This window comes from Nocardia sp. bgisy118 (assembly GCF_057708605.1).
On sequence record NZ_JBYISM010000039.1, the window covers coordinates 17,603 to 36,787 of the forward strand.

At 69.5% G+C, this 19,185-nt stretch carries 19 protein-coding genes; 8 read left to right on the forward strand and 11 right to left on the reverse strand.

What is annotated here, in order from left to right; all coding sequences use genetic code 11:
- Positions 1 to 7: 7 nt before the first annotated feature.
- Positions 8 to 457: a DUF3151 domain-containing protein gene (locus tag AC3EO7_RS34050; RefSeq protein ID WP_431968048.1), complete on the reverse strand. Its 450-nt coding sequence runs from the start codon at positions 455 to 457 to the stop codon at positions 8 to 10.
- A gap of 166 nt (positions 458 to 623) precedes the next feature.
- Between AC3EO7_RS34050 and AC3EO7_RS34055 the strand changes: the two genes are divergently transcribed.
- Together AC3EO7_RS34055 and AC3EO7_RS34060 are read left to right on the forward strand one after the other, a co-directional pair.
- Positions 624 to 3,656 (forward strand): Rv0361 family membrane protein, encoded by a 3,033-nt coding sequence (locus AC3EO7_RS34055; protein WP_435593442.1) that lies wholly within the window; start codon positions 624 to 626, stop codon positions 3,654 to 3,656.
- A gap of 98 nt (positions 3,657 to 3,754) precedes the next feature.
- On the forward strand, positions 3,755 to 4,792 hold the full coding sequence (locus AC3EO7_RS34060) for a fused (3R)-hydroxyacyl-ACP dehydratase subunits HadA/HadB (RefSeq protein ID WP_435593443.1): 1,038 nt from the start codon (positions 3,755 to 3,757) through the stop codon (positions 4,790 to 4,792).
- Between the two features lie 3 nt (positions 4,793 to 4,795).
- On the opposite strand, the gene AC3EO7_RS34065 is transcribed toward AC3EO7_RS34060, so the two are convergent.
- On the reverse strand, positions 4,796 to 6,271 hold the full coding sequence (locus tag AC3EO7_RS34065; protein WP_435593462.1) for a glycoside hydrolase family 183 protein: 1,476 nt from the start codon (positions 6,269 to 6,271) through the stop codon (positions 4,796 to 4,798).
- Positions 6,272 to 6,431: 160 nt separating this feature from the next.
- Between AC3EO7_RS34065 and AC3EO7_RS34070 the strand changes: the two genes are divergently transcribed.
- On the forward strand, positions 6,432 to 6,752 hold the full coding sequence (locus AC3EO7_RS34070) for an excalibur calcium-binding domain-containing protein (protein WP_435593444.1): 321 nt from the start codon (positions 6,432 to 6,434) through the stop codon (positions 6,750 to 6,752).
- A gap of 12 nt (positions 6,753 to 6,764) precedes the next feature.
- Here AC3EO7_RS34070 and AC3EO7_RS34075 read toward each other — a convergent pair whose 3' ends face one another.
- The gene (locus tag AC3EO7_RS34075) at positions 6,765 to 7,883 is read right to left on the reverse strand and encodes a BTAD domain-containing putative transcriptional regulator (RefSeq protein WP_431968056.1); all 1,119 of its coding nucleotides are present in this window, start codon (positions 7,881 to 7,883) and stop codon (positions 6,765 to 6,767) included.
- A gap of 27 nt (positions 7,884 to 7,910) precedes the next feature.
- The gene (fbaA, locus tag AC3EO7_RS34080) at positions 7,911 to 8,945 is read right to left on the reverse strand and encodes a class II fructose-bisphosphate aldolase (RefSeq protein ID WP_431968058.1); all 1,035 of its coding nucleotides are present in this window, start codon (positions 8,943 to 8,945) and stop codon (positions 7,911 to 7,913) included.
- Positions 8,946 to 9,360: 415 nt separating this feature from the next.
- Here fbaA and AC3EO7_RS34085 point away from each other — a divergent pair, with 415 nt between their 5' ends.
- Positions 9,361 to 10,017 (forward strand): DedA family protein, encoded by a 657-nt coding sequence (locus AC3EO7_RS34085; RefSeq protein WP_431968545.1) that lies wholly within the window; start codon positions 9,361 to 9,363, stop codon positions 10,015 to 10,017.
- Between the two features lie 5 nt (positions 10,018 to 10,022).
- Positions 10,023 to 10,727, forward strand: coding sequence for a DedA family protein (locus AC3EO7_RS34090; protein WP_431968060.1), 705 nt, complete (start codon positions 10,023 to 10,025; stop codon positions 10,725 to 10,727).
- Positions 10,728 to 10,788: 61 nt separating this feature from the next.
- Here the strand turns inward: AC3EO7_RS34090 and AC3EO7_RS34095 are convergent, their stop codons facing one another.
- From AC3EO7_RS34095 to AC3EO7_RS34105, 3 genes are all read right to left on the reverse strand, one after another.
- Positions 10,789 to 11,877, reverse strand: a complete 1,089-nt coding sequence (locus AC3EO7_RS34095; protein ID WP_431968062.1) for a glycoside hydrolase family 76 protein — start codon at positions 11,875 to 11,877, stop codon at positions 10,789 to 10,791.
- A 156-nt stretch (positions 11,878 to 12,033) separates the two neighbouring features.
- A complete protein-coding gene (locus AC3EO7_RS34100; RefSeq protein ID WP_431968064.1) occupies positions 12,034 to 12,732 on the reverse strand; it encodes a TrmH family RNA methyltransferase in 699 nt (232 codons plus the stop codon).
- A gap of 91 nt (positions 12,733 to 12,823) precedes the next feature.
- Complete coding sequence (locus tag AC3EO7_RS34105; protein ID WP_431968066.1) at positions 12,824 to 13,156, reverse strand: DUF4190 domain-containing protein; 333 nt, start codon at positions 13,154 to 13,156, stop codon at positions 12,824 to 12,826.
- A 156-nt stretch (positions 13,157 to 13,312) separates the two neighbouring features.
- Between AC3EO7_RS34105 and AC3EO7_RS34110 the strand changes: the two genes are divergently transcribed.
- A complete protein-coding gene (locus AC3EO7_RS34110) occupies positions 13,313 to 14,686 on the forward strand; it encodes a sensor histidine kinase (RefSeq protein ID WP_435593445.1) in 1,374 nt (457 codons plus the stop codon).
- Positions 14,683 to 15,336, forward strand: coding sequence for a LuxR C-terminal-related transcriptional regulator (locus AC3EO7_RS34115; RefSeq protein ID WP_431968070.1), 654 nt, complete (start codon positions 14,683 to 14,685; stop codon positions 15,334 to 15,336). The genes AC3EO7_RS34110 and AC3EO7_RS34115 overlap by 4 nt, the downstream gene beginning before the upstream one ends.
- A gap of 13 nt (positions 15,337 to 15,349) precedes the next feature.
- Here AC3EO7_RS34115 and AC3EO7_RS34120 read toward each other — a convergent pair whose 3' ends face one another.
- Positions 15,350 to 15,784: a nuclear transport factor 2 family protein gene (locus AC3EO7_RS34120; RefSeq protein WP_435593446.1), complete on the reverse strand. Its 435-nt coding sequence runs from the start codon at positions 15,782 to 15,784 to the stop codon at positions 15,350 to 15,352.
- Positions 15,785 to 16,133: 349 nt separating this feature from the next.
- Here AC3EO7_RS34120 and AC3EO7_RS34125 point away from each other — a divergent pair, with 349 nt between their 5' ends.
- Complete coding sequence (locus AC3EO7_RS34125; RefSeq protein ID WP_431968074.1) at positions 16,134 to 16,580, forward strand: DUF3592 domain-containing protein; 447 nt, start codon at positions 16,134 to 16,136, stop codon at positions 16,578 to 16,580.
- Between the two features lie 97 nt (positions 16,581 to 16,677).
- Here AC3EO7_RS34125 and AC3EO7_RS34130 read toward each other — a convergent pair whose 3' ends face one another.
- From AC3EO7_RS34130 to AC3EO7_RS34140, 3 genes are read right to left on the reverse strand one after another with little or no spacing between them, the layout of a single operon-like run.
- Positions 16,678 to 17,445: an ESX secretion-associated protein EspG gene (locus AC3EO7_RS34130; RefSeq protein WP_431968076.1), complete on the reverse strand. Its 768-nt coding sequence runs from the start codon at positions 17,443 to 17,445 to the stop codon at positions 16,678 to 16,680.
- A 22-nt stretch (positions 17,446 to 17,467) separates the two neighbouring features.
- Complete coding sequence (locus AC3EO7_RS34135) at positions 17,468 to 18,793, reverse strand: hypothetical protein (RefSeq protein ID WP_435593447.1); 1,326 nt, start codon at positions 18,791 to 18,793, stop codon at positions 17,468 to 17,470.
- Between the two features lie 3 nt (positions 18,794 to 18,796).
- Complete coding sequence (locus AC3EO7_RS34140) at positions 18,797 to 19,183, reverse strand: hypothetical protein (RefSeq protein WP_435593448.1); 387 nt, start codon at positions 19,181 to 19,183, stop codon at positions 18,797 to 18,799.
- Between the last annotated feature and the right edge of the window lie 2 nt (positions 19,184 to 19,185).

Sequence of the window (19,185 nt, forward strand, 5' to 3'; positions counted from 1 at the left end):
CTACGACTCAGTCGAGGCCGAGCTCTGCCGCGGCGCGCGGGTCGCAGTCCTCCAGCAGGTCCAGGCAGCGCGCGTATTCCTCGGTCTCACCGATCGCCTTGGCCGCCCTCGCCAGCGCGCCGACGCTGCGCAGGAAGCCTTGGTTGGGTTCGTGGCTCCACGGCACCGGGCCGAAACCCTTCCAGCCGTTCCGGCGGAGCAGATCGAGGCCGCGGTGGTATCCGGTGCGGGCGAAGGCGTAGGCGGCGACGATGTCGTGGTTCACCACGGCGTCCGCCTCCCCCGCGCCGCCGCGCTCGAGAGCGGCCTCGGCGAGGTAGGCCCAGGCGATCGACGCCGCCGGGTGCGCGGCCGCGACCTGCACCGGATCGGCGTTGTCGAGCAGCGCGTCCTCCGCCTCGGGGTTTTCGGGTAGCAGTACCGGTTGCGGGCCGAGCAGATCACCGAACGAGGTCATGCGGTTCATTGTGCACTCCGGCAGGGCGGGCGCGCCCGCGGGCCGTGGCGAGGGCGGTGCCTCGGTGTTTGCTGCGGCCGGGCGCGGGTTATTGACGGACCTCGCCCGGCCGCTCCTATTAGGCTGGCCGTCGACTTGCACAGATCTTAGGAGCGAGGGGTAGTAGGTGTCCGACCCGAACGACGAGAAGAACCCGGCGCGCGACGCCGGTTCCGCCGATCAGGCGGGGGCGCGGGACCCGCGCGACCAGCGTCCCGTCGTGCCGGAGAACCCGCAGGCCACCACCCCCACGCAGCCCATGCCCGCCGCGGGTTCGGGCCAGTCGCGGATCATCTCCGGCGGAGGGTTCGGCGCAGCCTGGGACCAGGACGAGAGCCCCACCGATTCCGCTGCCCCGAGCGCGTCGGCCGACCGCCCCGGCGCATCGCAGGCCGGTCAGCAGGGAACCTCCGCCGCCGCAACCGCCGACCGCCCCGGCGCTGATGCCGCGCAGTCCGGCGCACCCGACGCGGCGACCACGGAAATCCCACGCGGCGGCTCGCCCGCAACCGAATGGGATCGACCGACCGTCGCGGGACCCGCAGCAACTGGAGCCGGGACCACGACCGCCCAGGCGCGGCCCGCCACCGCTGGTGGTGCCCAGTCCGGAGAGCCGAATGCCGCCCCGCAGCAGGGCGACTTCGAAGGCAGACCGGACACGACGCCACGACAGCGTGATGCCGCATCGACCCCCGCCGCAACCACAGACCGCCCCGGCGCTGACCCCGCGCACCCCGGGCGACCCGACGCGGCGACCACAGAAGTCCCACGTGGCGGCTCCACCACATCCGAATGGGAGCGACCGGGACCCGCAGCACCTGCCGGCACAGGAGCGGGGAGCGCCGTAGACACGACCGCCGCCCGGCAGGACGCACCCGGTTCCACGGCCGCCGCTCAGCAGGGCGCACCCGGTTCCACGGCCGCCGCTCAGCAAGGCGCACCCGGTTCCACGGCCGCCGCTCAGCAAGGCGCACCCGGTTCCACGGCCGCCGCTCAGCAAGGCGCACCCGGTTCCACGGCTGCGGCGCAGCAAGGCGCGGCCGGAGCCAACGCTGCTCAGGCCGGCACCCCTGCCGCCACTCAGCCCAGCGCGGCCACGACAGCAGACTCCAGCGCCGCCGCAACCGGTTCCGACGCCGCTGGATCGGGCGCTCCCGGAGCCGACGCTGCCGCCGGACAACAGGGCACGGACGCTTCGCAGGCGACGCCCAGCGTCCACGGCACCACCCCGACGCAGGGCGCTGCTGCCACACAGCAGGGTGGGCCCCGGGGCGCAACCGCCGGACAACAGGGCACGGACGCTTCGCAGGCGACCTCCAGCGGCCACGGCACCACCCCGACGCAGGGCGCTGCTGCCACACAATCCGGCGATGCCGATCGACGAGGTGCAGGCGCTCAGCAGAGCGCTCCTGCCGCACAGCAGGGCGCATCCGCACCCCGAGCCGGTGGCGTTCAGCAGGGTGGACCCGCCGCACCGCAGAACCCGGGCGCGGCCGACGTGGGTCGCCCGGCGGCAGCCGCAGCAGGGGGCGCAGCTGCCGGACAGCAGGGCGCTGCCGCGCCGCAGGCGACGTCCGGAGGTCAGGGCGCGGCCTCGACGCACGACGCTGCCGCCGAACAGCGAGGTTCAGCCGGTCAGCAGAGCGGACCCGCCACGCAGCAGAGCACACCCGCCGGACAAGCCGGTGGCGGTCAGCAGAGCGGACCCGCCGCACCGCAGCGTCCGAACTCGGGAGGCGCGGGTCGCCCCGCCGCGGCCGCAGCAGCTGCGGCCGCCGCGCAGCAGGGCGCGGGTTCGCGACCGCAAGGTTCTGCCGCGCAACAGGGCGGACCCGCCGGACAGGGCGCGGCCGTCGACAACCAGGCTGCCGCGCAGCAGGGCACCGCTCCCGCTCGGCAAGGCGGCCCCGCCGAACAGGGCTCCACCCCCGCGCAGGGCGCTCCCGCCCAGCCCGCCGCCGAAGCCGAAACCACCGAGATTCCGCAGAACCGGCCGGGTGCCGGAGCCGGTGCGGACGAGCAGGGTCCCGCACCGTCGAGTGCCGACTACGAGACCGTGGTCATGCGGCGGGTCGATCTGGTCGGCCAGGACGACGAGGAGGACGAGCCCGGTCCGGCAGGCGCGGAGGCCGCGACCGTGGTGATGCGGCGTGAGCCGCAGGACGCGCAGGCCGATATCGCCGGGGCCGACGCCGCGACGATGGCGATGCGGCGTGAGCCGCAGGATGCACAGGACGATATCGCCGGGGCGGACGCCGCGACGATGGCGATGCCGATCGTCCGGCCCCTCGGTGACGACGACGCGAAGACGATGGCGCTGCCGATTCAGCGTCCGGCGGGCACCGACAAGGTGCAGGGGCAGCGGCCGCTGTCGAAGCCGCCGACCACCCCGCGTCCCGCGCCGGGTCCGAAGCAAGCCGGTCCGCAGGGTCCGGCGGGTCCGCACCAGGCCGGTCCGCAGGGTCCGCCGCCGAGCTCGCCCGACGAGGTCGAGGACACCCGGCCTTCGCCGCCGCGCCCGGCGCCCCAGCAGCGCCAGGTCGCGTCCGCGCCCTCGCCCGCCGACCTCAACGCGACCCGTCCGGCGCAGTCGGTGATGGACGGGGCGGGTCAGCGTCCGCCCCAGCAGCACCCACAGCCGCAGCAACCACGCCCGATGGCCCAGCCGCAGCGCGTCCCCCCGGCTCCGCCGACCCAAACCCCGGCCGCGGAACCGGCGCCAGCGGGTCGCTCGAAGCGCTGGCTGCTCGTGGCGGGCGCCGCGGCCGCGGTGCTGGTGCTCGTTCTCGTCGGGTTGTTCGCGTTTGCGGGCAGTGAAACCGAGGAGGACAAGGTCCGCACCGCGATCGGCGACTACACCAGCGCGCTGCGCGACGGCGACCTCCCCACGCTGCGCGACAGCACCTGCGGGCCGCTGCACGACTTCTACCAGAACATCCCCGACGACCAGTTCGCGGGCGTGCACCGACTCTCCGAGGAACGCAAGAACATCCCGGTGGTGGACAGCATCGACGCGATCCGCATCACCGACGGCACGGCCATCGCTCAGGCCACCGTCTACACCGATGCCGATCCGAGTAAACGTTCGGCGCGCACCTTCGATTTGGAGCGCACCGACAACGGCTGGAAGGTGTGTGATCCGCCCGCGGGAACTCCATAGGCGTCAAGCCGGGTGAGCGGTGCCAGTGATCACACTTACCTGGTCAACGGACCGGTACGGCCAGTAGCATGGCCCGGATCATGCGCAGGGAGCAGACGATGGCGGAGCCGGGAGCCGTGGATACGGCGTCGCTGGCAGGACGACGATTCCAGGTTCGGGACCACTACCAGGTCGGCCGGGAGAAGGTGCGCGAGTTCGCGCGAGCGGTGCAGAACCATCACGACGCGCACTACGCCGAGCCGGGCGCACGCAGGCTCGGCTACGACAGCGTCGTCGCGCCGCCCACCTTCGCCTCGGTGATCGGCATGGCGGGCACCAATGCCCTGCTGGACACGGTGCTCACCGACTACGACCTGACCCAGATCCTGCAAACCGATCAGGTCTTCGAGATGCACCGGCCGATCCTGGCCGGTGACTCCATCCGCACCCAGATGCTGATCGAGTCGATCCGGCAGTTCGGCGACAACGACTTCATCACCGTGAAGTTCGAGCTCGCCAACCAGCACGACGAGATCCTGCAGGTCGGCTCGACCACGATCGTGGCCCGCCGCGGCGCCGAGGTGGACCCGAACCTGATCGAGGCGGTCGACAAGATCTTCATGCACTCGCGTCCGGAGCCGGAGCCCGGTGATCCGTTCCAGCACGACACGCTCGTCCCGATCGAGTCCGACACGGACGAACAGACGCGCATCCCCCCGCCGCGGGCCGTGCACACGGGCCCGAACTTCGACGAGCTGACCGCCGGCGGCCAGCTGCCCCCCGGGACCGCCTCGCTGACCCGAGGCGACCTGGCCAACTACGCGGGTGTCGCGGGCGATCCCAATCCGATTCACTTCAGCGAGCGCGCCGCCGAGCTGGTCGGGCTCCCGACCGTCGTCGCGCACGGCATGCTGACCATGGGCCTGGCCGCCGAGTACCTGACCGCCTGGCTCGGCGATCCCACGGCCTTCGAGAAGTTCAGCGTCCGCTTCTCCGGTTTCGTTCCGGTGCGCGCCGACGCGGCGAGCACGATCGAGTTCACCGGCAAGATCAAGTCGCTCGACCCCGAGCGGCGGGCGGGCACCATCGTGCTCGGCGGCACCGCCGAAGGCCGCAAGCTTTTCGGCCGCGCCGTCGCCGAGGTGCGCTTCTCCTGATCGTCACTCCTCGATGGCGGCGTGCATCAGGTAGACGTTGTAGTCGCTCCAGGTCGAGATCTTGAAGTACAGATCCGAGCCCGTCGACCACGGGTGGATGAAACCTCCGTACAGCTCGGGGTAGTCGAGCACGGTGACTGTCGGCGTGCCCGCGGACCACACGCCCTGCGGCGAATCCGCTTCGCGCACAACGATGGCGGCGCGCGCGGTGTCGAGATAACTCATCTGCCATACACCGCGCGCCGCGTCGTAGCGGACCGAGAGTTCGCCTGCGGGCGCGTCGACGATCGGTGTCGCGCCGCCCGATCCGCCCACGGGCGTCCACTCGCCGTCTCGCCAGTACTGATAGGCGGTGGTGTTGAGGATCTGGTCCTTCGCGACCCTCGCCAGGCCGACACTGCCGAGCCGAGTATTGGGCGTGCCGAACACGTAGACGTGATCGCCGTGCGGAACCATCGCGCTCACTTGGAAATTCGCGAGCCCGAAGATGTTGTCCCAGCGCGCGTGCGGGTCCTTGGTCCAGGTCTGGCCGTGATCGTCGGAGTAGGCGATGCCGCCGTAGTTGGTGAAGAACGTGCCAGGCACGCTGTGCCAGGTGCGCATCGACATGTAGCTCAGGTACTGCCGATCGCCGAGCGCGAAACCGGAGGTCGGGATGGTGGTGATCTCGACGTTGTCGAGCTTGCGGCTGGACAACACCTCGGCGGCGTGGCACCGGCCGTCGGTGACCATCCGGTCGTAGGTCATCCCGTCGGACAACTCGCGGTCGGTGCTGAAGGCGAGCACGTTGCTGCGCCAGTCGCCGCCCATGCCGCCGGGCGGATGGAACCCGCGGCCGACGGTGTCGCCGAACGCGACCGCGATCTCGCCCGGCGCGCTCTCCCACATGATGCCGAGGTCGGTGCCGTCCACCTGCCAGCGCTTGTCGGTGCGGTTCACCGAGTTGGCGCCGGTCTGTTTGGCCACCTCGCGCACCGCGGTGATGCGCGGCGCCGGGCGCTCGGGCGACTGCGCCGCGGGTTCGACGGGCGGGACGACGCGCGGCGGAGGCGGCGGCACCGGACCTGGATCCGGGCCGGGGCCGGGCACGCCGAAGTGGAAAGGCTTGGGGCTCAACAGGATCTCGGGGATGCCGAGCCGACTTGCCAGGCCGGGCGGAGGCGGCGGGCCGTCGGTGAGATCGGAGCACGGGTTCACGCACGGGTCCTCGGGCAGCGCGACGTCGGTGCGCACCGGCACGGGGTCGGGCTGCTGGGGCGGCAGCACGGTGATCACCGGATACGGGATCGGCACCTCGAGGGTCTTGGGAACGAGCGGTTCGTGAACGGGCCGAGGGTCACTCACGCACGGGCCGCTGCCCGGCACACCCGCCGCGACGCCCGGCGGTGGTGCCGCCTGCGCGAGCGGTCGATCGCCGTACACCAACGCGCCGGCCCCGAACACCACGGCGCCGACCGCGGCCATCAGCCGCATGGCCATATGCAACCCCTCGACGTTTGACGGACTCACGGTCGGGTCGACCCTACCGGCCATCACCCGCAGACCAGGAGATACTTTTCGAAATCCCCTGGACAGCCGAGAGTGTCGGCCGGTCGCCGAGGCTGTTGACGGACTCCGTCCTGAGGCGCACGTTGGATGCGTGAGCACTTCAGTGATACGCCGCTGCGCCGTCGCGGCCTTCGGCGTTATGAGCGTGATGGGCGTCGCCACACCCGCTGTCGCCGAGTCGCCGCCGTTTTCGGTGGTGTCGGGCCCGCGGGATGCCGATCCCGGACCGACGTACCGACCGGGACCCAAGGGCAACAACGTGCCGCCGCCGGAGGAGAACGACGAGCGTCCGCGCCGGTACTACACCGACTGCGATCAGGTGCGCGCAGAAGGGGCCTGGCCGCTGTACCGAGGCCAGCCCGGCTACGCGTCGTACCTGGACACCGACGGGGACGGCATCGCCTGCAACTGAGGCGTACCCGCCCTACTGCACCGCCTGGAAGACCAGGACAGTCGCCCCGATCCGGATGACGTCGCCGTCGGCGAGCAGCGCACCGCTCTCGATCGGCTCCTCGTTGATGTACACGCCATTGGCGGAATGCAGGTCCTTGATGAGGAGTCCGGCCCGGCTCGGCATGATGTGCGCGTGGTAGCGGCTGGCCTTCGGGTCGTCGAGCACCAGGTCGTTGTCGGTCATCCGGCCGATCCGCATGCCGCCCAACGCGATCGGCTGCACCCGCCCGTCCGGCATGCGCAGCTGACCGCTGCGCACCGAGCGCGGCAGCTCGGTGACGGTCTCGGTCATGGCGGCGGCCAAACGCTCGGTGCGCTTGAACTCCACGGTGTTCAACGGCTCCTGGCGCAGCACCCGCTGCTCCAGCTCGACCAGCGCGGGGCCGGGGTCGATACCGAGTTCGTCGGCGAGCACGGTGCGCACCCTGCGGCACGCGTCGAGCGCGTCGGCCTGACGGCCGGAGAGGTAGAGCGCGGTGATCAGCTGACCCCACAGCGGTTCACGCAACGGATGCTCGTTGGTGATCGAGACCAGCTCGCTGATCACCGAAGACGTACGCCCGCAGGCGATCTCGGCGTCGATGCGGGCCGAGACGGCGAGCAGCCGCTCCTCGTCCATCGCGGTGGCGAAGCCGTCGGCGAATTGCAGACCGGCGAGGTCGGACATCGCCCGGCCGCTCCACTCGCGCAGGGCGTTGCCGAACAACTGCGCGGCGCCCGCGTGATCGCCGACGCCCGCGGCTTTGGCCGCGGCATCTCTGGTGGCCTCGAAACGGCCGAGGTCGCAGGCCTCCTCGGGGATCTCCAGGCGGTAGCCCGAGGACTCGGTGCGCAACACCTGCGCCGGATCCACACCCGAATTCCGCAGCGCCTTACGGATGTTCGAGACGAACACCTGCAAGCTGGCGGCGTAGGAATCCGGCGGATCCTCGTTCCACACCATGTCGGCCAGTGCGGCCGATGCCACCGCGCGCCGCCGATTGACGGCCAACGCGGCAAGCAACGCTCGCGGCTTGGGCCCGCCGACCGCCACCGGCTCACCACCGACGAGCAGCCGAACGGGCCCGAGCACACGCACATCAAGACTCATGAGCTCGGGCCCCCGGAGAGACAGGGGTCAGGCGCTGATCGACCGCCCCGCAGACTTCAGATCATTGCACGCCTCGAGGACGCGCGCCGCCATCGAGGTCTCGGCCTTCTTCAGGTAGCTGCGCGGGTCGTAGGTCTTCTTGTTGCCGACCTCGCCGTCGATCTTGAGCACACCGTCGTAGTTGGCGAACATGTGCGCGGCGACCGGACGGGTGAAGGCGTACTGGGTGTCGGTGTCGACGTTCATCTTCACCACGCCGAAACGCAGCGAGTCCTCGATCTCCGACTTCAGCGAGCCCGAGCCGCCGTGGAAGACGAAGTCGAACGGCTGCGCGTCCGAGCCGAGGCCGAGCTTGGCGGCCGCGACGCGCTGGCCCTCGGCCAGCACCTCGGGCTTGAGCACCACGTTGCCCGGCTTGTACACGCCGTGCACGTTGCCGAAGGTGGCGGCGAGCAGGTACTTGCCGTTCTCGCCGGCGCCGAGGGCGTCGATGGTCTTCTCGAAGTCCTCGGGCGAGGTGTAGAGCTTCTCGTTGATCTCGGCCTCGACGCCGTCCTCTTCACCGCCGACGACGCCGATCTCGACCTCGAGGATGATGTTCGCGGCGGCGGTCGCCTTGAGCAGCTCCTTGGCGATCTCCAGGTTCTCGTCGATCGGGATCGCCGAGCCGTCCCACATGTGCGACTGGAACAGCGGAAGGCCGCCCGCGTTCACCCGCTCCTGGGAGATGGCGATCAGCGGACGGACGAAGCTGTCCAGCTTGTCCTTGGGGCAGTGGTCGGTGTGCAGCGCGATCGTCACGTCGTACTTCGCGGCGACCACGTGCGCGAACTCCGCCAGCGCGACCGCACCGGTGACCATGTCCTTCACGCCGAGGCCGGAGCCGAACTCCGAACCACCGGTGGAGAACTGGATGATGCCGTCGCTGCCCGCGTCGGCGAAGCCCTTGATGGCCGCGTTGATCGTCTCCGACGAGGTGCAGTTGATGGCCGGGAAGGCAAAGGAGTTCGCTTTGGCCCGACCGAGCATCTCGGCGTAGACCTCCGGAGTCGCGATGGGCACTGTGAAGACCTCCGTGTCGTGCGGCAAAAGGCGGTAGCCAAATTCTGTCAGGCCATACCCTAAGGCAGGGGCGTTTCGCGACCTATACGGCCCGGTATCGCGGGCGGGTCAGTCGGGGCAGCCCGGAACGAACCGGGCGGCCCGTCCGGTTGTGATCCGGACCACGGCCGACCACGGCTCTCGGTCACAGCAGCGGTGCGATCCGCCTGGTTGATCGAGGGTAATTTCTCGCTCGACGGGGGATTCTCAGTCCGACCCGGTACTGTGGGCCGGGTAATTGCGCTGGCAGCTTCCGACGCGGTGGCAAGCAACGTATATAGGCCAGCCGCATCCCGGGACAGGAGGCCGCGTGATTCTGCAGGCAGCGACCGAATCGGTGACGACGAACCTCGCGCTGACCCAGTTGCTGGACCCGATGTACCTGCTCCAGGAGACGTGGCTCAAGAACGCGGTATTGCCCGCGATCCTCGTGATCGTCTTCATCGAGACCGGTCTGCTGTTCCCGCTTCTGCCCGGCGACTCACTGCTGTTCACCGGCGGCCTACTGGCCGCGCAGGACCCTCCGGTGGTGTCCATCTGGGTGCTGGTGCCCGCCGTCGTCTTCATCGCCTTCGCGGGTGACCAGTGTGGTTATTGGATCGGACGCGCCATCGGCCCGGCGATCTTCCGCAAGGAGGACACCCGCTTCTTCAAGAAGTCCTACGTGACGGAGACGCACGCGTTCTTCGAGAAGCACGGCCCGAAGACGATCATCCTGGCCCGGTTCGTGCCGATCGTGCGCACCTTCATGCCGGTGCTCGCGGGCGTGTCCAAGATGGATTACCGCAAGTACGTCGCGTTCGACATCATCGGCGCCGTCCTGTGGGGCGGCGGCGTCACCATCCTCGGCTACTTCCTCGGCGGCGTCGACTTCATCCGCGAGCACGTCGAGGCGATCTTCCTGCTCATCGTGTTCGTCTCGATCCTGCCCGGGATCGTGGCGGTGGCGAAGAAGCTGACGAACCGCGGCGCCGCCGAGCCCGAGGTCGTCGAGCCCGAGCTGACCGCCTCGGCGAACGAGACCACCCGCTGAGGCCGGTGTCCAGCGCGTCGTCGCCCCTCGCGGTGGGCAGTTTCGATCCGCTGATCTCGGCGGGCCCCGCGCTCGTCTGGACGGTGGTACTGACTTTCGTCTTCCTGGAATGCGCGTTCATCATCGGGCTGTTCCTGCCCGGTGACTCGATGCTGATCACGGCGGGCATCGTGATGGCCTCGCACGCCACCGGCGAAGCGCAGGTGTGGGCGCTCTCGGTGGGAGCGATGGTCGCCGCGATCTCCGGCAACCAAGTCGGGTACGTCATCGGGCAACGCACGGGCCACCGCTTGGTGGCCCGCAAGGATGGCCGATATATCAACGCCCGCAATCTGCAACGGGTCTCCGAGTTGCTGCAACGGCACGGTTTTCTCGCGGTGCTGGTGGCCCGGTGGATTCCGTGGGTGCGGACACTGTGTCCGATGGTCGCGGGCGCCGCGGGGATGGAGCACCGCAGATACACCGTCGCCAGCACCATCGGCGCCATCATCTGGGCCCCGGTGCTGCTGCTCATCGGCTTCTACGCGGGCAGCTTCCTGGAGCGCGTGCCGTGGCTGATGCCCGGCGTGATCTGCACGCTGGTGCTCGGCCTGATCATCGGCACCATCCTCGGCATCCGGCACTACCGCCTGGAGATGGCGAAGCCCGCGGAGGAGTTCGACGTGGACGTCGACGCACCGACCGTGGTGCTCCCCCGGGTCGAGTACTGAGAACCGGCGGACCAGCACACGAATCGAGCGCTCGGCGTCGTCGCCGAGCGCCGAAAGTGGATCAGAGCCCGGCCGCGCTCACCTGGTAGGCGGCCTCCATCAGCAGCCAGCCGGACAACTGCACCGACAGATCGCGCTCGGGCACCTTCGACGAGGTCACCGAGCCGCCCGAGGTGAAGTAGCCCGCCCCGGCCGTGCCACCGGGCAGCTGGGCGGGCTTGCTCCAGTCGGCGCCGAACAGCGGCTCGCCCTCGACCTCGAGACGATTCGCCCAGGCCGCCGTGGCCGAGGCTCGCACGATCGCGGCCGCGGCCTGTCGGTCCGCGACCTGCTGGCGATCGTCCCCGGGCAGCATCATCGCGACCACCGCGAGGTAGCGGGCGAGGATCCCGTTGAACAGTCCGCCGTCGCCGCCACCGCCGCCCTTGATGACGCCGCCCGCGGTCATGTGGTCCTCCACCGCGACCAGCAGCCGGTGCACCCGCTCCAGGTGCCGCTCCTCACCGGTGTGCATCGCCAGCTCGGCCTCGACACCGAGCACCACGCCCTGGCAGTAGGTGAACGTCGGGCGCTCGATCACCCCGGAGGGCAGGTGGATGCCATCCAGGATCAGGCCGGTGCCGGGATCGCGCAGGGTCGCGTCCAGCCAGTCCGCCATCTCCTGCGCACGGGTGTGCCGACCGAGGCGGTTGAGCGCGATGGCCGCGGGGCCGTTGGCGGGCGCGTTGTAGTAGTCCGCGCGGACCCGCCACGGGATGCCGCCGCCGACCTCCGGATTCCACGCCTCGTACAGCTTCTTCTCCAGCGCGACCAGCGCGCCGCGCGCCTCGGTGACGCCCTGGGTCCGCTCGGCACGCTCCAAAGCGATGGCGAGCCAGGCCATGTCGTCGTAGTAGTTGTTGGTCCAGCCGGTGATGTTGCGAATGCGGTGCGAGCGCACGAGTTCGCCGATCCGCTTGCGCCGCACCGATGTCGGCGCACGGTTGGCCGCGTCCACCGCGCAGTCGATCAGGTGCGCCTGCCACCAGTAGTGCCAGGACACGAAGGCGCGCTCACGCTTGGTGGCCGGCCAGCCGACGACGCCGAGTTCCGTTCTGGGACAAGCCCACAGGGCCCGCAGGTGCCGGGAGACGATCGCGGATTCCGCCATATCCGCCCGCTCCGACCAAAGCGCGGGCGTTGGTGCAGCATCCTGCCCAGTCCGTGGGCTCCGCGAGGTCATCCCTCAATGGTGCCAGTTGGAAGCCAGTTCCCGCCGCCGAATTGTTACCCGGCCGACGCCGAATCGTGCACACCACAAGATCGTTCACCACGCCGTCGCGAGATCGGCGTGCTGGCGAATCCACGCGTGCATGGCGATCCCGGCGGCCACCCCGGCGTTGATGCTGCGGGTGGAACCGAACTGGGCGATCGAGACCGTCATCGCCGCCGCGTCTTTCGCGTGCGCGGTCACGCCGGGACCTTCCTGCCCGAACAACAGCAGGCAGTCGCGCGGCAACTGCGCGGACTCCAACGGCACCGAGCCGGGGACGTTGTCCACGGCGACCACGGTGAGACCCGCGCGCTCGGCGAAGGCGAGCAGTTCGGCGAGGTCGGTGTGGTGCTCGATGTGCTGGTAGCGGTCGGTGACCATGGCGCCGCGGCGGTTCCACCGCCGCCTGCCGACGATGTGCACCGCGGCGGCGGCGAAGGCGTTGGCGGTGCGCACCACGGTGCCGATGTTCGCGTCGTGCCCGAAGTTCTCGATGGCGACGTGGAACGGATGCCTGCGCGCGTCGATGTCGGCGACGATCGCGTCGCGCGACCAGTAGCGGTAGGCGTCGACCACGTTGCGGCGGTCGCCGTGCGCCAGCAGTTCGGGATCCAGCCGCGGGTCGTCGGGCGGCGGGGCGCCGTGCTCGTCGAGCCACGGACCGACGCCGTGCGGGTGCTCGCCCCACTCGGTGGGCCCGGGGAGGTGCTCCCCCGGGGAAAGGTCCGTGGTGTCCGACGACGAGTAACTCACCTGGACGATGCTAGTTCCGGCGCGCAAACGCACCTCGGCCCGCGCTCCCGACTGCGCGGCGCCGCCCGCGGTCGTCGCCGGGCTGCGCCGCTCAGTAGGACGACGACGAGTTCGCGGCGATGATCGAGATCACGATGACGGCGATGATGCCCACGAGGTAGACGAGCATGATGATCGTGCCGACGATGCCGCAGACATAGCCCGCCTTGACGTTGCCGCGTCCGCCGATCGCGCCGCCCGACGCGTCGATCTCGTCGAGCGCCCGCTTGCCCATCACCCAGGCGAACGGCGCGCAGAGCTGGCACAGCACCAGCCCGAGGATGCCGAGCACCAGGATCGTGGTGGACTGCGGGTGGTCCGGCGGCGGACCGTACGGATTACCGTAGGGCTGCTGCGGATAGCCGTACGGCGGTGGGTAAGTCATGCGGGTGATGCTAGTTCCAAAACCGGCCGGGCGGCCCGGACAACCGCACCGGCCGGTCGCGCCGCTCACGGTCGCGCGATGGTGTAGCTGGCCACACCCTCGATTCGGCGGTCAGCTCCATCGAGAACGCCGAGGTCGGCGAGAAACATGGAGCCCATGACCGAGACACAAGCCGAACCCACCCTCGTGCTCGACAAGCAGGCCGCACCACGCGAGCGGACCGGCCGCGCAGCGCTGTCGGCCGTCCTGCGCGCGCCGATCCAGGCAAGGACCTGGAAGGAGTTCGCCTATCTGATCGCCGCGTTCGTGCTCGGATGCCTCGCCGTCTGCTACCTGTTCTTCGGTTTCGGCGGCGGGCTCTACGCGTCGATCGTCCTGGTCGGCATCCCGCTGCTCGCGCTCGTGCTGCTCGGCGGCCGCGTCTGGGGACGGGTCTACCGGACGCTGTGCCGCGGCCTGCTCGGCACGCCGGTGGAAGCGCCACCGGCGTTCACCCCGCAGCGCGGGCTGTTCGGGTTCCTGAAGAGCGCGTTCACCGACCGGGCGAGCTGGCGGGCGATGCTGTTCCTGCTCGCGCAGTTCGTGCTGGGGGTGGTGATCGGTTATCTGACACTGATCGTCGTCGCGATGGTGGTGTTCATCGCGATCTCGCCGATCCCGTGGGCGCTGTTCGATCCGATCAACGTCGACGAGAACGGGGTCGAACACCATTCGCTCATGCAGTTCGGTTACTTCTACGTCGACTCCTGGCCGCGCGTGCTCGTCGTCGCCGCACTCGGCGTCGTCGGCTGCTTCGCGCTGCCCTGGCTGGTGCGCGGCGTCTGCCACCTGCACCGGCTGCTCACCGTCTGGCTGCTGGCGGCCACCGTGCGAGACCGTCAGCTGGTCGAGCTGCGGGCCAGCAGGCGCGCCGCCGTCGAGGACGCGGCCGCCACGCTGCGGCGCGTCGAGCGCGACCTGCACGACGGCACCCAGGCCCGGCTCGTCACCATCGCCATGGCGCTCGGCAGGGCCGAGGAGCGCATCGCGGCGGGCGGCGACGCCACCGATCTGATCGCCGACGCGCACGCGAGCTCCAAGGAGGCGCTGACCGAACTGCGCGAACTGGTGCGCGGCATCCATCCGCCCGCGCTGGAACTCGGCCTCGGCCCGGCGCTGGAGACGCTGACCGCCCGCAGCGCGGTGCCCGTCGAACTGCGGGTGCACCTGCCGCGGCGGCCGAGCCCGGCCATCGAGGCCATCGCCTACTTCTCCGTCGCGGAACTGCTCACCAACGTGGTCAAGCACGCGCACGCGGACCGGGCGTGGGTCTCGGTACTGCCCGACAGTCTGCCCACCATCGCGGTCACCGTGCGGGACAACGGAATCGGCGGCGTGCTGCCTCCGGCCGAAGGCGCACAGGCCGGGGGAAGCGGCCTCGCGGGTCTCGCGGCGCGGGCGCGCGCGGTGGACGGCACCCTTGCCGTGCACAGCCCCACCGGCGGGCCGACCGTGGTGACCATCCTGCTGCCGAAAGGGGACCCGCAGTGAGCGCGCCGCTGCGCATCGTGATCGCCGAGGACAGCGCCATCCTGCGCGATGGCCTGGCCGGTCTGCTGGTCGAGCGCGGCCACGAGGTGGTCGCGATGGTCGGCGACGCGAGCACGTTGAGCGACGTGGTCGGGGAACACCACCCCGACGTGGCGGTGGTGGACGTGCGGATGCCGCCCTCGTTCACCGACGAGGGCTTGCTCGCCGCCATCGAACTGCGCAGGAAGTACCCCATGACGGGCGTGCTGGTCTTCTCCCAGTGGATCGAAACCCGTTACGCCACCGAGCTTCTCGCCGGTGGCGCCAGCGGCGTCGGCTACCTGCTCAAGGACCGGGTCGCCGACGTGCGCGATTTCGTCGACGCCCTGTACCGCGTCGCCACCGGCGGCACCGCGCTCGACCCCGAGGTGGTGAGCCAGCTGATGGGTGCCTCCCGCCAACAGGATTCGCTGGCCAGGCTCACCCCGCGCGAACGCGAAGTGCTCGAGCTGATGGCACAGGGCCTGTCCAACAACGCCATCGCCGACGCCCTCACCGTCACCGAGCGGGCCGTCGAAAAGCACATCGGCAACATCTTCGCCAAACTCGATCTGCCGCCATCGGATACGCACCATCGGCGCGTACTGGCGGTGCTGCGGCTGAAGGGTTAGACGCGGCGCACGCCTACCGCGCCATCGTGCAGGCCGCGGCGATTTCCTTCGTATCCCAGTAGAACGGGCGGATTTCCGCGATCCGCCCGTCCTCGACGCGAAGCGTCTGCAAGATCGGGAAGCGCAGCTCGCGGCCGGTCGCCCGGGCCCGGGCGCGCACGTCGGTGCGCACCACGGCCGTCTCCCCGGTCGCCAGGAACTCCTGTGCGACCATCTCGAACGACTCCCATACCGCCGCCATCGCCACGAAGAATCGCTCCAGCCCGGCATGCCCTCGCCAGATCCCGCCGTACGGCATCCCGTCGGCCTGGTACAGCACCACGTCCTCGGCGAAGAACGGGGCCAGAGTGGTTGCGAAGGGTGCGCGGCCGGGGCCGCCCGCGGCGAAGTACGCGGCCTCCGCGGCATACATTCCGGTCAGCACGTCGGTAGTGGTTGCGCTCGGCATGGGAACAGCGTGGCGCGCGAGGCGCGCCCGGCGCTGGCGGAGATCGGACAGGGCGATCGGGGGTTCGACGGGCTCGCGGAGGGAGCGACCGCCACCGCACGACCACGCTACGAAACCGATATTCGCAAGGAACCGAATCGGAGCATGGTGGCCGCCTATGCTTGAAGTACGAGGTCAGGAGGGGTGTACACCGACTGGCGCAGCCGGACGAAGTCCGTTCGAAGACCCGGGCACGACCGGACGAAGTCCGTCCACAGACCGCACAGCCGGACGACGTCCAGCCACGACCGCACACAGCCGGACCGAGTCCCCACAGATGCGCACGGCCGAGAGAAGGCGGGAGGCACGCATGGATCACGCACGGATTCTGCGCACGGTGCTCGGCGTCACCGCCGCGTACCTGATCATCCTGTGCTTCTGGCTGGGTTGGCTCGTGCACCGCACGCCGCCCGGCACGGTCCCGTTCCAGATCGTCGCCCTGGTCGGCGTCTTCGGCTCCTGCGTCGGCATCGGCATGATGCTGGCCGCCCGCCCCTCTCGCGCCGACCGCCACCTCTGGCGCCACGGCCTCGAAGGCTGGGCCACCGTCGAAGGCGTGCACCCGCTCGAGCGCACCGACCACCACAGCGAACTCACCGAGATCGACCTCGAGCTCACCGTCCCCGGCTCCGAAACCTACCGGGGCTCCATAGTTTTCGACGTCATGCCCGCCGACAAACCGAAACTGAGCCTCGGCGAGACCATTTCGATCCGCGTCGACCCGGCCAACCGCGACCGGATCATCCTGGTGCTGTGAAGGCGGTGGGCATTCGGTCGGGCGTGTCCTGAACCGCCGTCACCGGACCGGCCGGGGAATGCCGAGAACAGATCGTCCGGTACCCGACGCAGCGGGTTCAGCGTGCGGCGAACCTGCCGTTGCGCACGCCCTCCACAAGGTGATTGATCCGCTGTTGCACGGTATTGATCAAAGCCTGCTGCGGCGCGGGTTTGGCGACGACCTTGTCCTCGCCGAAACTGATGTACCGCCCATCGCCCTCGAAGTCGTTGACCTGAAAGTCCTGCCTGCCCGCGATGTGTCGATTGTCGACACTGCCCAGCGGATACACCGCCACGTGCGCGATACAGGTGGTCGGCCGGTTGAAGAAGCGATCGAATTCGTCCTTCGGGCCGCGCCGCCACGGGTCGGTGTTCACGCCGCGCGGACCGGCCAGATCGCGGACATCGATGGAGAGCGAATCACCGCGTCCGGGAGGGCATTTCGGCAACGCGCCGATGATCGCGGGCGCGACCTGATCCGCGGTGAGGAACGCGAGCTCCACCTCGCCGCCGTGATCGTGATCCACACCCGGCCGCTGCGTGACGATCGCACCGTGCTGGTAGTGCACCCCCGCGTGCGCTCGAATCCGGTGCTCACGCCGCAGACCACGGAATCCTGCCACCTCGACGCGCGCCTCGGGCCGCAGCAGAACGTCCAACGCGCGCAACAGGTTGTCGTCCATATGCGTCCACACCGCCATGGCCGCCACCTGCCAGGCACGACGGAAATCCTCCGGCACACCGGTGTCCTGCCATCGATGCCCCAAGGGGTACGGGAGCACGTCCCGACCCGTCGACTCCCACAGCACCCGAAACTCCAGCGCGCTGAACCGCCAGCGCGTCACCCCGCTCAGCATCGGCTCCGACTCACTCCCCGATCACCGGCGGAACCGTCTTCGGCGCATCGGTCAACCCGGTGAGTTCGTCGCCGTGCTCCTGCGTGATCAGGTAGTCCGGAATACCCTTCGTCGACTCGTCGTCCCCCTTGCCGCGCGCCCCCGGCGCACCCATACCCGGCATACCGCTCATGCCCGTGCGGGCGTTGGCCGCGGCCGGGCGGGTCGCCGCCGGATTCGCGCCACCCGGAATGCCGGGCATGCCCGGCACGCTCGAGCCGGGGCGGCCGGTCGGAGTGCCTGGACCGCCGGGCCCGGGACCACCCGGACCTCCCGGAAAGCCTGGGGTGCCGGGCGTTCCCGGGGCGGTTGGCGTGGTCGGCGACGTCGGCGTCGCCGAAGCCGGAGCAGTCGTGCCGGTGGGCGTCGTCGGCGTCTCGGTGGACGCGGCCTGCGTGTCGTCGTTCGACTGTTGCTGCTGCGAATTCTGTTGGCCCTGTGAGGGATCCTCGGTCTCGCCGGGTTGGGTCGTGTCGTCGTTCGCCGTCGGCTGGCCGCCGTCGTTCGTGCCGCCGGGTTGGACGCCGGTGCTCGTCCCACGCGGTCGCCCACCGTCGTTCTGGCCCGGGTCGACGTTGTTCGCGGTGGGGTTGTGTGGTTTCGGGATCACAGGGACGCGATCGGTTTCCCGGAGCACGGGTTCATACACAGTTGTCAACACCCGCTTGGCTTCGGCCCAGGCGTTGTTGTACGCGTCCTCGTTGTCCTTCCAGCCGCGGCCCGCGATCCAACTCCGGGTGTTCTCCCAGTTGGAGTTGTGTTCGGGGACATGGGGAACGAGTTCCTTGGTCGGGGCCAATCCCGTGGCGAGCTCCTCCGTCTTCCTTGCCATCAGCTTGGCGGCCTGCGACGTCTTCGCCGCGGATGCGAGAAAATCGGTGACACCTTGTGCGACAGCCTGCGCCGACGCTCCGCGCCAGACACCGGGATTCGTCGCCTTCTGCATCTGGCTGTTGAACGCCGTCTGCGCGGTTTCGGCCCGCTTGCCGATCTCGTCCCACGCGTTGCGAAGGTCGTTCACCGCATCGAGATCGATCTTGTCGACCTTGGCTCGCAACTCCTCCAGCGGGTTCTGGAAGTGGTCGCAGCTCTTGATTCCCGACTTGAAATCGCCGACGAAACCGATCTCGCCCGCACTGGTTCGTACGTTATCGCGCTGCCGGTTGTATCGATCCTGCACGGCCGCCGGGTCCACTTCCGGCTGCAACTCCTCACCCGCTATCCAGCTGGTGATGTTGTGCAGCATGTTCTCGCCGAAGGAGTAGTTGTTGAAGAAATCCATGCCGGGAAGGGACATGGGTCAGCCCCCCAATTCGTTGGTGATCCCAGAAATCTGGGCAGCATGATCGACTACCTGACCGGTTATCCGGTTGAGCGAGAGCTGCATTATCTCTCGCATCTCCTGCACCACCTTGACCGTTTCGCCGATTACAGCGTCGATCGAGTCGGTTTCACCCGTAGCTTGACTACGAAACAGCGCCGTCAGGTCGTCGGCGCACGCGAAATCACCGAAGCCAGAAACACGTTGGGCGTCCACAACGTTCTCGGACAGCGCCTCGTAGTCCCTGATCAGCTGATCACACGCAGCGAGGCAAGCATTCGCCGCCTCCTCGCTGTCCAGGTAAAGCTCACCAGCCCTGGCTTGGTCCAAGAACTTTCCCCACTGCAAGTTCTGCTGCTCACTCATCA

What these genes read in the sequence shown, in the direction of transcription:
- AC3EO7_RS34050 (WP_431968048.1), bottom strand. Translation starts at nt 457, where the DNA reads ATGACCTCGTTCGGTGATCTGCTCGGCCCGCAACCGGTACTGCTACCC.
- AC3EO7_RS34060 (WP_435593443.1), top strand. Translation starts at nt 3,755, where the DNA reads ATGGCGGAGCCGGGAGCCGTGGATACGGCGTCGCTGGCAGGACGACGA.
- AC3EO7_RS34065 (WP_435593462.1), bottom strand. Translation starts at nt 6,271, where the DNA reads ATGGCCATGCGGCTGATGGCCGCGGTCGGCGCCGTGGTGTTCGGGGCC.
- AC3EO7_RS34075 (WP_431968056.1), bottom strand. Translation starts at nt 7,883, where the DNA reads ATGAGTCTTGATGTGCGTGTGCTCGGGCCCGTTCGGCTGCTCGTCGGT.
- AC3EO7_RS34085 (WP_431968545.1), top strand. Translation starts at nt 9,361, where the DNA reads ATGTACCTGCTCCAGGAGACGTGGCTCAAGAACGCGGTATTGCCCGCG.
- AC3EO7_RS34095 (WP_431968062.1), bottom strand. Translation starts at nt 11,877, where the DNA reads ATGGCGGAATCCGCGATCGTCTCCCGGCACCTGCGGGCCCTGTGGGCT.
- AC3EO7_RS34105 (WP_431968066.1), bottom strand. Translation starts at nt 13,156, where the DNA reads ATGACTTACCCACCGCCGTACGGCTATCCGCAGCAGCCCTACGGTAAT.
- AC3EO7_RS34110 (WP_435593445.1), top strand. Translation starts at nt 13,313, where the DNA reads ATGACCGAGACACAAGCCGAACCCACCCTCGTGCTCGACAAGCAGGCC.
- AC3EO7_RS34120 (WP_435593446.1), bottom strand. Translation starts at nt 15,784, where the DNA reads ATGCCGAGCGCAACCACTACCGACGTGCTGACCGGAATGTATGCCGCG.
- AC3EO7_RS34125 (WP_431968074.1), top strand. Translation starts at nt 16,134, where the DNA reads ATGGATCACGCACGGATTCTGCGCACGGTGCTCGGCGTCACCGCCGCG.
- AC3EO7_RS34135 (WP_435593447.1), bottom strand. Translation starts at nt 18,793, where the DNA reads ATGTCCCTTCCCGGCATGGATTTCTTCAACAACTACTCCTTCGGCGAG.
- AC3EO7_RS34140 (WP_435593448.1), bottom strand. Translation starts at nt 19,183, where the DNA reads ATGAGTGAGCAGCAGAACTTGCAGTGGGGAAAGTTCTTGGACCAAGCC.